At 71.8% G+C, this 12,599-nt stretch carries 11 protein-coding genes; 6 read left to right on the plus strand and 5 right to left on the minus strand.

Going from position 1 to position 12,599, the window contains the following annotated elements:
• Nucleotides 1-3 precede the first annotated feature (3 nt).
• The 3 genes from QGN31_RS15490 to QGN31_RS15500 are packed head-to-tail and all read left to right on the plus strand — an operon-like array spanning nt 4 to nt 2,359.
• On the plus strand, nt 4-540 hold the full coding sequence (locus QGN31_RS15490; RefSeq protein ID WP_014382384.1) for a bifunctional adenosylcobinamide kinase/adenosylcobinamide-phosphate guanylyltransferase: 537 nt from the start codon (nt 4-6) through the stop codon (nt 538-540).
• Nucleotides 540-1,601, plus strand: coding sequence for a nicotinate-nucleotide--dimethylbenzimidazole phosphoribosyltransferase (cobT, locus tag QGN31_RS15495; protein WP_014384553.1), 1,062 nt, complete (start codon nt 540-542; stop codon nt 1,599-1,601). Before QGN31_RS15490 ends, cobT begins: the two co-directional genes overlap by 1 nt.
• Nucleotides 1,598-2,359 (plus strand): adenosylcobinamide-GDP ribazoletransferase, encoded by a 762-nt coding sequence (locus tag QGN31_RS15500; RefSeq protein WP_014384552.1) that lies wholly within the window; start codon nt 1,598-1,600, stop codon nt 2,357-2,359. The genes cobT and QGN31_RS15500 overlap by 4 nt, the downstream gene beginning before the upstream one ends.
• A 79-nt stretch (nt 2,360-2,438) precedes the next feature.
• On the opposite strand, the gene QGN31_RS15505 is transcribed toward QGN31_RS15500, so the two are convergent.
• Entirely contained in the window at nt 2,439-3,545 is a 1,107-nt protein-coding gene (locus QGN31_RS15505; RefSeq protein WP_008256044.1) for a branched-chain amino acid aminotransferase, read from the minus strand.
• Between the two features lie 55 nt (nt 3,546-3,600).
• Nucleotides 3,601-4,704: a glycine cleavage system aminomethyltransferase GcvT gene (gcvT, locus tag QGN31_RS15510; protein ID WP_014384551.1), complete on the minus strand. Its 1,104-nt coding sequence runs from the start codon at nt 4,702-4,704 to the stop codon at nt 3,601-3,603.
• Nucleotides 4,705-4,754: 50 nt separating this feature from the next.
• Here gcvT and QGN31_RS15515 point away from each other — a divergent pair, with 50 nt between their 5' ends.
• Nucleotides 4,755-6,302, plus strand: a complete 1,548-nt coding sequence (locus QGN31_RS15515) for a leucyl aminopeptidase (RefSeq protein WP_041784955.1) — start codon at nt 4,755-4,757, stop codon at nt 6,300-6,302.
• An 8-nt stretch (nt 6,303-6,310) separates the two neighbouring features.
• Here QGN31_RS15515 and QGN31_RS15520 read toward each other — a convergent pair whose 3' ends face one another.
• Together QGN31_RS15520 and QGN31_RS15525 are read right to left on the minus strand one after the other, a co-directional pair.
• The gene (locus QGN31_RS15520) at nt 6,311-7,906 is read right to left on the minus strand and encodes a phytoene desaturase family protein (protein WP_201409282.1); all 1,596 of its coding nucleotides are present in this window, start codon (nt 7,904-7,906) and stop codon (nt 6,311-6,313) included.
• Nucleotides 7,903-8,352 carry an SRPBCC family protein gene (locus tag QGN31_RS15525; protein ID WP_008256037.1) on the minus strand — a complete coding sequence of 150 codons (450 nt, stop codon included), beginning with the start codon at nt 8,350-8,352 and terminating at the stop codon, nt 7,903-7,905. Before QGN31_RS15525 ends, QGN31_RS15520 begins: the two co-directional genes overlap by 4 nt.
• 141 nt (nt 8,353-8,493) lie before the next feature.
• Between QGN31_RS15525 and QGN31_RS15530 the strand changes: the two genes are divergently transcribed.
• On the plus strand, nt 8,494-8,835 hold the full coding sequence (locus tag QGN31_RS15530) for a hypothetical protein (protein ID WP_008256029.1): 342 nt from the start codon (nt 8,494-8,496) through the stop codon (nt 8,833-8,835).
• Nucleotides 8,836-8,840: 5 nt separating this feature from the next.
• On the opposite strand, the gene QGN31_RS15535 is transcribed toward QGN31_RS15530, so the two are convergent.
• The gene (locus tag QGN31_RS15535) at nt 8,841-10,619 is read right to left on the minus strand and encodes an SDR family oxidoreductase (protein WP_201407014.1); all 1,779 of its coding nucleotides are present in this window, start codon (nt 10,617-10,619) and stop codon (nt 8,841-8,843) included.
• 195 nt (nt 10,620-10,814) lie between these two features.
• Between QGN31_RS15535 and sucB the strand changes: the two genes are divergently transcribed.
• On the plus strand, nt 10,815-12,596 hold the full coding sequence (sucB, locus tag QGN31_RS15540) for a 2-oxoglutarate dehydrogenase, E2 component, dihydrolipoamide succinyltransferase (RefSeq protein WP_201409283.1): 1,782 nt from the start codon (nt 10,815-10,817) through the stop codon (nt 12,594-12,596).
• The last annotated feature ends 3 nt before the right edge of the window (nt 12,597-12,599 follow it).

The following is a 12,599-nucleotide window of genomic DNA, read 5'->3' on the forward strand; positions in this document are numbered from 1 at the left end:
CCGGTGCGCACCCTGGTGCTCGGCGGGATCAGGTCAGGCAAGTCACGGTGGGCGGAGGACGCCATCGCCGCGGGGTTGCCGCCCGGCCGGCCGGTCCATTACCTGGCTCCCGGGCCGGCCGGTGCCGACGACGCGGCCTGGGCGCACCGGGTCGCCGAGCATCGTGAGCGCCGGCCCGCGCATTGGTCGACGATCGAAGCCTGCGACATCGCAACGCAATTGCGCCAATCCGCGGACACCCCCACCCTGGTCGACGATCTCGGCACCTGGCTGGCCGGCGCGATGGACCGCGAGAACGCATGGGAGGGCGGCTCGGTGGCGGCGCCGGTCGACGACGTGCTGTCCGCGGTCGAGGGCTTCGCCTCCACACTGGTGCTGGTCAGCCCGGAAGTCGGGCTGACCGTCGTGCCCGCCACCGCCGCCGGGCGCCGGTTCGCCGACGAACTCGGCGGCCTCAACCAGCGCCTCGCCCGGCTGTGCGATCGGGTGGTGCTGGTGGTGGCCGGGCAGGCGGTGCCGATCAAACCGTCGGGGGCCTAATGGAATTCGCCGTCGTGTCACCGCCCGACGCGGGCGCCGCGGCCGCCGCCCGCGCGCGCCAGGACGCCCTCACCAAGCCGCGCGGCGCGCTGGGCCGCCTCGAGGACCTGTCGGTGTGGATCGCGTCGTGCCAGGGGCAATGCCCCCCGCGACAGTTCGAGCGCGCCCGGGTGGTGGTGTTCGCCGGTGACCACGGCGTCGCCCGCTCGGGGGTGTCGGCGTACCCGCCGGAGGTGACCGCGCAGATGGTCGCCAACATCGACGCCGGCGGGGCAGCGATCAACGCGCTGACCGGCATCGCCGGGGCGAGCGTGCGCGTCGCGGACCTGGCGGTCGACGCCGAGGCGCTCAGTCCACCGATCGGCGCCCACAAGGTGCGGCGCGGCAGCGGCGACATCGCGGTGCAGGACGCGTTGAGCGACGAGGAGACCGAGCGGGCCCTGGCCGCCGGCGCCGCCATCGCCGACGAGGAGGTCGACGCGGGCGCGGATCTGCTGATCGCCGGCGACATGGGCATCGGAAACACCACGGCCGCAGCGGTTTTGGTGGCGGCTTTGACCAACGCCGAGCCGGTCGTGGTGGTGGGCTTCGGCACCGGGATCGACGACGCGGGGTGGGGACGCAAGACCGCCGCGGTGCGCGACGCCCTGTTCCGCGCGCGGCAGGTGCTGCCGGACCCGGTCGCGCTGCTGCGCTGCGCGGGCGGGGCGGATCTGGCGGCGATGGCGGGCTTTTGCGCGCAGGCCGCGGTGCGGCGCACGCCGCTGCTGCTCGACGGCATGGCGGTGACGGCGGCCGCGCTGGTCGCCGAGCACCTGGCTCCCGGCGCCCGGATGTGGTGGCAGGCCGGTCACCGGTCCACCGAGCCGGGCCACGCGTTGGCGCTCACGGCACTGGATCTGGAGCCGATCCTCGACCTGCGCATGCGGCTGGGCGAGGGAACCGGCGCCGCGCTGGCGGTGCCGGTGCTGCGCGCCGCGGTGGCCGCCCTGTCGTCGATGGCCACGTTCACCGAGGCCGGCGTGTCCAACCGCCCCGACCAGGCCGCTCCCCCATCGTGATCCGTTCGCTGGCAACGGCTTTCGCGTTCGGGACGGTGCTGCCCGTCCCGGGTGCGCGGACCGCGCCGATGGGCCGCGGCGCCCTGACGGCGCTTCCGGTGGTGGGCGCGGGCCTGGGGGCGTTGGCCGCGGCCATCACCTGGGGCGCGGAGCTGGCCTTCGGCCGGTGCACCCCGCTGGCGGGGGTGCTTGCGGTCGTGGTGCTGCTGCTGATCACGCGTGGCCTACACGTCGACGGTGTCGCCGACACCGCCGACGGCCTGGGCTGCTACGGGCCGCCGCAGCGGGCGCTGGCGGTGATGCGGGAGGGATCGACCGGGCCGTTCGGGGTGGCCGCCGTCGTCGTCGTGGTGCTGCTGCAGGGGCTGGCGTTCTCGGCGCTGGGCGCGGGCGGCGGGGTGCGCGGCGTCGTCGGGATCGCCGTGGCGGTGTTCGCCGGGCGGGTCGCCGCGGTGCTGGCCGGTCACCGCGCGGTGCCGGCCGCCGAGGGCAGCGCGCTGGGTGCCGCGGTCGCCGGCAGCCAGCCGACGGCGGTGGTGACGGCCTGGGTCGCGGTGCTGCTGGCGATTTCACTGGCGGCCGGGCCGCGGCCGTGGCACGGACCGGCGGCGGCGTTGCTGGGCCTGGGCTGCGGCGCGGTCCTGGTGCGGCACTGCGCGCGCCGCTTCGGCGGGATCACCGGCGACGTGCTGGGCGCCGCGATCGAGCTGACGACGACGGTGTGCGCGGTGGCGCTCGCGGCCCTGGTGCGGTTCTAACGCGCCGAGCGCCCGGCCAGCCGGGCGCCGACACCCGAGCGCCCGCCTGGCCGGGCGATCGAGCGGCTACCCGAGCCGCCTACCCGAGCCGGGCCATCCAGCCGTGGGTGTCGGCGAAGGTGCCCCGCTGAATCCCGGTGAGCGTGTCGCGCAACGCCATCGTCACCTCGCCGGATTGGCCGTCGGCGATGGTGAATTCGGCGTCGCCGTACTTGACGTGGGAGACGGGTGTGATGACCGCGGCGGTGCCGCAGGCGAACACCTCGGTGATCTCGCCGGCGGCGGCCTTCTTCTGCCACTCGTCGATGTCGATCTTGCGTTCCTCGACGGAGAACCCGGCGTCAATGGCCAACTGCAGCAACGAATCTCGCGTGATCCCGGGTAGCAGTGAGCCGGACAGTTCCGGGGTGACCAGCCGCGCCGACCCGCCGCTGCCGAACACGAAGAAGATGTTCATGCCGCCCATCTCCTCGACGAAGCGTCGCTCGACGGCGTCCAGCCACACCACCTGGTCGCAGTCGTGGGCCGCGGCTTCGGCCTGGGCGGACAGCGAGGCGGCGTAGTTGCCGCCGAACTTGGCCGCGCCGGTGCCGCCGGGGCTGGCCCGCACGTACTCCGTCGACACCCAGACCGTGACGGGGTTGATGCCGCCCTTGAAGTAGGCGCCGGCCGGCGAGGCGATCAGCAGGTAGCGGTATTGCCGGGAGGGCCGCACGCCCAGTCCGGGCTCGGTGGCGATGACGAACGGGCGCAGATACAGCGCCTCTTCCCCACCGGCGGACGGGACCCAGGCGTTGTCGACGGCGATGAGCTGGCGCAAGGATTCCATGAACAGCTCTTCGGGCAGTTCGGGAATCGCCAGCCGTCGCGCCGACGAACGCAGCCGGGCGGCGTTGGCCTCGGCGCGAAACGAGACGATCGAGCCGTCCGCCCAGCGGTACGCCTTGAGGCCCTCGAAGATTTCCTGGGCGTAGTGCAGCACGAGCGCCGACGGGTCCAACTCGATCGGGCCGTAGGGGATGACGCGCGCGTCGTGCCAGCCCCGGCCCTCGTCGTACTCGATCGCCACCATGTGGTCGGTGAAGTATTTACCGAAACCCGGCTCGGCCAGGATGGTTTCGCGTTCGGTGTCGGTCGCCGGACGTGTCGAGCGCGAAACCGTGAACTCGAGGGAGCCACTGGTCATCCGCCGATTGTATATCCGCCCGCCGAATCGGATTTCGCCCGCGCGGGCGGCGTGGCTAGCGGGTTTTCACCGCGACGAACGGCGGGCGCACGACTTCGCAGGCGGCGAGACGGCCGCGGACGTCGACGGTGATCTCCTGGCCGTCCTCGACCCCGGCGTCGGTGTCGACGAGCGCCAGCGCGATGCCGGCCTGCAGCGTCGGGGAGAAGGTGCCCGAGGTGGTCACCCCGACCGGGGTGTCGCCGGCCAGCACGGTCTGCCCGGCGCGCAGCACCCCGCGGCCGGTCATCCGCAGCCCGCGCAGCAGCCGCCGCGGCCCCGCCTCCTTCTCGGCCAGCAGGGCGTCGCGGCCGAAGAACGCCTCCTTCTTCCAGCCGATCGCCCAGCCGCAGCGGGCCTGCAGCGGGGAAATGTCGAGCGACAGTTCGTGCCCGTGCAGTGGATAGCCCATCTCGGTGCGCAGCGTGTCGCGGGCGCCCAAGCCGGCCGGCTCGCCGCCGGCCGCCTTGACCGCGGCGGCCAGCGCGTCGAACACCACACCGGCGGACTCCCACGGCGGCAGCAGCTCGTAGCCGTGCTCGCCGGTGTAGCCGGTGCGGCAGACCCGCACCGGTACCCCGGAATACGAGGTGTCGGCGTAGGCCATGTAATCCATGTCGGTGGGCAGGCCCAGCTCGCCGAGCACGTCGGCCGAGCGCGGGCCCTGCACGGCCAGCACCGCATAGGAGCGATGCAGGTTGGTGATGGTCAGTTCGGGTGGCGCGGCCGCCTGTAGCGCGTCGACCACGGCCGCGGTGTTGGCGGCGTTGGGCACCAGAAAGATCTCGTCGTCGTCGACGTAGTAAGCGATCAAATCGTCGACGACCCCGCCGGATTCGGTGCAGCACAGGGTGTATTGCGCCTTGCCGGGCCCGATCCGGTTCAGGTCGTTGGTGAGCGCGGCGTTGACGAACCGCGCGGCGCCCGGCCCGCGCACCAACGCCTTGCCCAGGTGGCTGACGTCGAACAGGCCGACCGCGTTGCGCGTCGCGTTGTGCTCGCTGACCGTGCCCGCATACGACACCGGCATCAACCAGCCGCCGAACTCGGCGAAGCTGGCACCCAGGTCGCGGTGACGGTCTTCTAACGGTCCGTGCAGAAGGTCGGCTTCGTTGCTCACGACTCTTCACCCTAAGGGGCCGCGACGGGCGGCCCGTTAGGGTAATGCGGATGAGCACAGAACCCGGTTACGCCTCCCCCGCTGTCACTGTCGCCTCCTCGCTGCCCCGGCGCGCCGCCGCGTCCACCGTGCTGATCGTGCCCGTCGTCTCGACCGGCGACGACGACAAGCCGGGCGCGGCCGTCACCGAGGCCGGGCCGTTCCTGTCCTCGGATGCGGTCGCCGAGATCGAGTCCGGGCTGCGCGCGCTGGAGGCCACCGGCGGCGCCGACCAGGTGCACCGGCTGGTGGTGGGTTCGCTGCCGGTGTCCAGCGTGCTGACGATCGGGCTGGGCAAGCCGCGGCCGGAGTGGCCGGCCGACACGGTCCGCCGCGCCGCCGGGGTGGCCGCGCGGTCGCTGGGCAGCACCGCGGCCGTGATCACCACGCTGGGCGAGCTGCCCGGTGACGGCGTCGTCTCGGCCGCCGTCGAGGGCCTGATCCTGGGCAGCTACCGGTTCACCGACTTCCGCAGCCCCAAGTCCGCACCCAAAGACAAAGGGCTGGGCAAGATCACGGTGCTCGCCACCGCCAAGGACGCCAAGAATGAGGCCGCGCACGGTGCGGCCGTCGCGACCGCGGTCGCCACCGCCCGCGACTTCGTCAACACCCCGCCGAGCCACCTGTTCCCTGACGAATTCGCCAAGCGCGCAAGGGCTTTGGGCGAGTCGGTGGGGCTCGAGGTCGAGGTGCTCGACGACAAGGCGCTGCGCAAGGGCGGTTACGGCGGGATCATCGGCGTCGGCCAGGGGTCGTCGCGGCCGCCGCGGCTGGTGCGGCTGACCCACCGGGGCGCGAAACTGGCCAAGCGGTCCAAGCAGGCGAAGCGAGTCGCCCTGGTGGGCAAGGGCGTCACGTTCGACACCGGCGGCATCTCGATCAAGCCGGCGGCCGGGATGCACCACATGACCTCGGATATGGGCGGGGCCGCGGCGGTCATCGCGACGGTCACGCTGGCCGCGCAGCTGCAGCTGCCCATCGACGTGATCGCCACCGTGCCGATGGCCGAGAACATGCCGTCGGCGACGGCGCAGCGCCCGGGTGACGTGCTGACGCAGTACGGCGGCACCACCGTCGAGGTGCAGAACACCGACGCCGAGGGCCGGCTGATCCTGGCCGACGCCATCGTGCGCGCCTGCGAGGACAACCCGGACTACCTGATCGAGACGTCCACGCTGACCGGCGCGCAGACGGTGGCGCTGGGCAGCCGGATCCCCGGGGTGATGGGCAGCGACGAGTTCCGCGACCGCGTGGCCGCGATCTCGCAGCGGGTCGGCGAAAACGGTTGGCCGATGCCGCTGCCCGACGAACTCAAGGAGGACCTGAAGTCCACGGTGGCCGACCTGTCGAATATCAGCGGGCAGCGCTTCGCCGGCATGCTGGTGGCGGGCGTGTTCCTGCGCGAGTTCGTCGCCGACGGCGTGGGCTGGGCGCACATCGACGTGGCCGGCCCGGCCTACAACACCGGCGGGCCGTGGGGCTATTCGCCCAAGGGCGCCACCGGCGTTCCGGTCCGCACCATGTTCGCGGTCCTCGAGGACATCGCCGAAAACGGCTGACGCACAGACTATTTCGTCAGCAGCGACATCGCGGCGCGGGTCAGCCTGCGCCGCGGCCAGCCGCTGACCCCGCCCGCGGCCAGCGCCGCGTTGGCCGCGTTGCGCCCGCAGGCGCCGTGCACCGAACCGCCCGGGGTGGCCGACGCGCTGCCCAGATACAGCCCCTCGACCGGGGTTTCGGCCCGGCCCATCCCGGCCGCCGGTCGAAAGATCAGCATCTGCTGAAGCTGCGCGGTGCCGCCGTTGAGCGCGCCCAGGTGCAGGTTGGCGTCGCTGGCCTCCAGGTCCGACGGCCGCTGCACGAACCGGTCGATCACAGCCGCGCCGAAGCCGGGCGCATGCTCCTCGATGACCCGGTCCACCGAGCCGGCGAGGCGCTCGGCAGAGGAGTCGTCGGCGACATTGCGGGGCAAATGCGTGTACGCCCACACACTTTCGGTGCCCGCCGGCGACCGGGTCGGGTCGGCGGTGGTGGTCTGCCCCAGCAACATGAACGGATGCTCGGGCACCGTCTTGGTGTTCAGGTCGGCCATCCAGCGCACCAGCCCGTCGCCGTCGGCCCCGAGGTGCACGGTGCCCACCCCGCGCAGCCGTTGCGCCCGCCACGGAACCGGCTCGCGCAGCGCATAATTCACCTTGACCACCGGCGGATCCCACGCGAAGTGCTCGAGGTCGCGCCGCACCTTGGGCGGCACCGCGTCGGCGGGCAGCATGTCGCAGAACAGTCGCGGCGCCGTCACGTCGGCCACTACCGCCCGACGCGCCCGCACCGTGCGCCCCCCGGCCGTCGTCACCGCGACCGCCCGGCCGCCCCGCACCTCGATGCGAGAAACGTTCTCGTTGCACTCGATTCGCGCGCCGGCGGAGCGGGCACGGCTGACCAGCGCGGCCGTCAGCTGACCCGACCCGCCGACCGGCACCGGCCAGCCGCAGTCCTGGGCCAGCATCGTCATCAAAAAGCCCATGGCGCCACTGATCGGCGCATCGGGCGGGGCGTCGGCGTGCATGGCGTTGCCCAACAACAAGACTCGCGGTGCCTCCCCGGCGAACAGCTCGCTCGCCATGGTGTTGGCCGGCTGCACCAGCAGGCGCGCGACCCGGATCGCTTCCGACGTACCGAGTTCGGCCAGCAGCCGCAGCAGCGGGCGCACGGGTGGGAACGGCGCCAGCATGGCGTCGAGCAGGGGCGCCTTGATGCGCTCCCACAACTTCACGACGCGCCACCAGTTTTCGCCGTCGGCGGGCTCGCGGCGCGCGAATTCCGCGGCGGTGCGCGCCGGGTCGCGGTAGATGATGGGCGGGTCGTCGTCGGCGCCGCCGCGGGGGTGGCCCACCACCGCGGGCGCGTGTGACCATCGCAGGCCGTGGTCCTCGAGCCGCAGCGCGGCGATCGCGGGCGAGGCCACCGTCATCGGGTAGTACGAGCTGAACAGGTCGGTGATGTAGCCCGGGGTCAACTCGGCGCTGCGCACCGCGCCGCCGGGCTCCGGCTGGGCCTCCAGCACCAGCACGTCCCACCCCGCGTCGGCCAGCATCGCGGCGGCAACCAGCCCGTGGTGCCCGGCACCGATGACGACCGCGTCGGCAGCGTCGTGCACGGTCACTTCACCTGGCTCGGCTCCAGACGTTCCGCTAGTGCCGCCAGCCGCAACAGGCACTCCTTGTTACGCGGGTAGGCCGCGGCCAACGCGACCGAATCGGGAACGAGGCTCATCGGTCCCTCGACCGGCACCTCGATCATTTCGATCCGGCACCCCTGCGGAATCTCGTGCAGCAGCATCGTGATCCGCGCGGCGCCCATCGGCCCCAGGCGGGCGCACAACACCAGCCTGTGCGGCGGTTCGCTTTCCTCCACGATGGTGGCGTCGTCGATCACCAGCGGCCAGATCCCGATGGAATGCCTGATCGAGGAGCCGGCCTCCGGCCAGTTCGGATCCACGGCGCGCATGCGGCTGTTGCCGACCACCCACTGGGTGTAGGTCCAGCCCTGCGCAAGCACCTCCCACACCCGCTCGCACGGGACGGGCACCTCTCGCGTCGCAGTGATCACCGCACATCCTTTCCGCTCGTGACTACTGCGGCGGGATACCCACCAACGGGCGCTGTATCCGTCCGGGTTTATCGGCGCTTCGCTCCGGTTAATCTGCAAGCGGTCGTAATCCCCGGCAGTAAATGGCGAGAAAGGCGGACCATGACGGCGCGACGGTTGATCATCGGTGTGGGCGCGGTGCTGTTGCTGGCCGGGGTCATCGGTTTGTTGGCGCCGGTGTCGGTCACCGACAGCAATGGCCACTCGGTGGGGTGTGGCAACGCCGTCGCGACGGATCTCTCCGAGGCCAGAAGCGCGAACAACAGCAACGGCGCGAATATCCCGATCCTCAACCAGATCGTCCCGCACACCGACTTTGTCGCGCAGTGCCAGTCGTCGGTGGGTGGCCGCCGGGCGTGGGCCATCCCGCTGGCCGTGCTCGGCGTCATCGCGATCGGCGCCACCCTGCTGACCGGGCGCCGCGGCGCGGCCACGGGCCCGTAATCGCCTCAGATCACCCGCATCCGCGCGGCGTTGCGCAGACCCTGCGGCGCCACCCGCGAAAGTCCGTACAGCGCATAGGCTTCCGGCGCGACCGGGCGGATCGGTTTCTTCTTCCTGACCGACGACAGGATCGCGTTGGCGACCTTGTCGGGGCCGTAGCGCCGCAGCGCGAACATCGTGCCCAGCTGCCCGCGGCGCCCGTCGACGGCCTCGGCCAGCTTTCCCGCGGGCGCGTCGAAGCGGGTGGTCTTGATGATGTTCGTGTCGATGACGCCGGGACAGATCGTGGTCAGGCCGACGCCGGCGGTGTCGAGTTCGGCGCGCAGGCAGTCCGAGAACATGTAGGTGGCCGCCTTCGACGTGCAGTACGCGCTCAGCGACTGCAGCGGGGCGTAGGCGGCCATCGACGACACGTTGACGATGTGGCCGCCGGTGCCGCGCTCCACCATCCGCCGCCCGAACGAGCGGCAGCCGTTGACCACCCCGCCGAGGTTGACGTCGAGCACCCGGTCGAACTGCTCGGCCGGGGTGTCCAGGAACCCGCCCGCCTGCCCGATGCCGGCGTTGTTGACCACGATGTCGGGTACGCCGTGCTCGGCGCTGACCCGCTCGGCGAACGCCTCCACCGCCTGCGCGTCGGACACGTCGAGCACGTAGGCGTGCGCGACGCCGCCGCGGGTGGCGATCTCGGCGGCGGTGGCCTTGACGGCCGCCTCGTCGATGTCGCTGATCACCACCTCGGCGCCCTCGCGCGCGAACGCGAACGCGGTCTCGCGCCCGATGCCGCTGCCGGCGCCGGTGACCGACACCAGGGTGTCGCCGAACGATCCGCGCGGGCGCCCGATTTGCGCGCGCAACAGGGCGCGGCTGGGCTGCTTGCCCTCGGTCAGGTCGGCGAAGTCGTGCACCGCCGCCGCCATCACCTGCGGGTGCGACATCGGGGAGAAGTGACCGGCCCGGATGTCGCGGCGCCACAGCCGCGGCACGAAGCGCGGGGTGTGGTCGTACCCGTACGGCCGCACGTACTTGTCCCTGGTGTTGACGATCAGCTGCACCGGCACGTCGATGACCGCGACGCCGCCCTTGCGACCGGAGAACGAGCGAAAGTAGTTGGCGGGATAGGTTTTCACGGACTGGGCGGCGTCGCGCGCGAGCTTGTCGGAATGATGGATCTGCTCGACGGGAATGTTGTCGACCGCGTTGCGGCGCAGCGCCGGCACCGACAGCGTCAGCCGCAGGAACAACGGCGCCAGCACCGGGATCGAGAACAGCAGCATGTACGTGAACCGCAGCGCCTGGCTGAGCGCCCGGAGGAAAGTACGCGGACGCCACGGCGCGCGCAGGCCCGTGAAGATGTAGTCGACCAGTTGGTCCTGAGCGGGTCCGGACACCGACGTGAACGTGGCCACCCGGTCACCCGCGCCGGGGCGCTTGAGGTAGTGCCACACCCCCACCGAGCCCCAGTCGTGGGCCAGCACATGCACGGGCGCGCCCGGGCTCAGCTCGCCGGTCACCGCCGCGAAGTCGTCGGCGAAGCGATCCATGCTGTAGGCCGATACCGGCTTGGGCACCGAGGACAGGCCGACGCCGCGGTTGTCGTAGCGGATGATCCGGAACCGCTCGGCCAGCAGCGGCACGACCCCGTCCCACAGCACGTGCGAGTCGGGAAAGCCGTGCACCAGCACCACGGTGGGGCCCTCGGGGTTGCCCTCTTCGTAGACGGCGATGCGCGCGCCGTCCGCGCTGTCGACGAAATGCCGGGGTAGTTGTTGTGATGGCGGCATCGGACCTCCCGCTCTGGCTGCCGTGGCCACACGGTAGCAAGCGTGATCGGGGTCACCCGGCCAGCGCGCGGTATCTGCCCTGGCTGCGTGGCGGCGCGGCCGCAGTGACAGGATAGTTTTGGATTGCTACTTCGCCTTCCACAAGCGAGCTGCACGACCCGCCCCGACCCACGAGCGATCGAGGAGTCAGAAAAGATGGCCTTCTCCGTCCAGATGCCGGCACTCGGTGAGAGCGTCACCGAGGGGACGGTCACCCGCTGGCTCAAGCAGGAAGGCGACACGGTCGAACTCGACGAGCCGCTCGTCGAGGTGTCGACCGACAAGGTCGACACCGAAATCCCGTCGCCGGCCGCGGGTGTGCTGACCAAGATCGTCGCCCAGGAAGACGACACCGTCGAGGTCGGCGGCGAGCTGGCCGTGATCGGCGACGAGGACGGCGGATCCCAGGCGCCGAGCCAGCAAGAGCCGCAGGCGCAGTCGGCGCCCCCCACCCAGCCCGAGGCGCAACCCGAGCCCGAGCCGCAGCCCCAGGCCCAGCCCGAGCCGCAGCCGGCCCAGCAGAGCTCCGGCGGCGGCGACGCCACCCCGGTGCTGATGCCCGAACTGGGTGAGTCGGTGACCGAGGGCACCGTGACCCGCTGGCTCAAGAAGGTCGGCGATTCGGTCCAGGTCGACGACGCGCTTGTCGAGGTGTCCACCGACAAGGTGGACACCGAGATCCCGTCGCCGGTGGCCGGTGTGCTGATCAGCATCACCGCCGAGGAAGACGCCACCGTGCCCGTCGGCGGCGAGCTGGCCCGCATCGGCAGCGGTTCCGAGGCCGCCGCCCCCGCCGCGCCGCAGCCGCCGCCCGCGCCCAAGGCCGAACCCAAGCCGGAACCCGCGCCACAACCACAACCACAGCCCCAGGCGCAGCCGAAGCCCGAACCGACGCCGGCCCCCGCACCGCAACCGAAGGCGGCACCCGAGCCGAAAGCCCAACCCGCACAGGCCCAGCCGGCGGACGCAAGCGGCGACGGCACCCCCTATGTGACGCCGCTGGTGCGAAAACTGGCCGCCGAGAACAACATCGACCTCAGATCGGTCACCGGCACCGGAGTGGGCGGCCGCATCCGCAAGCAAGACGTGCTGGCGGCCGCCGAGCGCAAGCAGCAGGCCGACAAGGCGCCCGCCGCCGCCGCTACTCCCACCCCCGCTGCCGGCGAGGCCCGCAAGGCCGCTCCCGCGCCCACCCCGGCACCGGCGCTGGCGCACCTGCGCGGCACCACCCAGAAGGCCAGCCGGATCCGTCAGATCACCGCCAACAAGACGCGCGAATCCCTGCAGGCCACAGCCCAACTCACCCAGACCCACGAGGTCGACATGACCAGGCTGGTCGGGTTGCGGGCCAGGGCCAAGGCGGCGTTCGCCGAACGCGAAGGCGTGAACCTGACCTTCCTGCCGTTCATCGCCCGCGCGGTGATCGACGCCCTCAAGATCCACCCGAACGTGAACGCGAGCTACAACGAGGAAACCAAGGAGATCACCTACTTCGACGCCGAGCACCTCGGCTTCGCGGTCGACACCGAACAGGGTCTGCTCTCGCCCGTCGTGCACAACGCGGGCGACCTGTCGCTGGCCGGGCTGGCCAGGGCGATCGCCGACATCGCCGCGCGCGCCCGCTCGGGCAACCTGAAACCCGACGAGCTCTCGGGCGGCACGTTCACGATCACCAACATCGGCAGCCAGGGGGCGCTGTTCGACACCCCGATCCTGGTCCCGCCGCAGGCCGCGATGCTGGGCACCGGCGCCATCGTCAAACGCCCCCGGGTGATCGTCGACGAATTCGGCAACGAATCGATCGGTGTCCGCTCGATCTGCTACCTGCCGCTGACCTATGACCACCGGCTGATCGACGGCGCGGACGCCGGGCGGTTCCTGACCACCATCAAGCACCGGCTCGAAGAGGGAGCGTTCGAGGCAGACCTCGGGCTCTGAGCG

The sequence above is a fragment of the Mycobacterium sp. 2-64 genome (assembly GCF_035918375.1).
Lineage (GTDB): Bacteria > Actinomycetota > Actinomycetes > Mycobacteriales > Mycobacteriaceae > Mycobacterium > Mycobacterium intracellulare.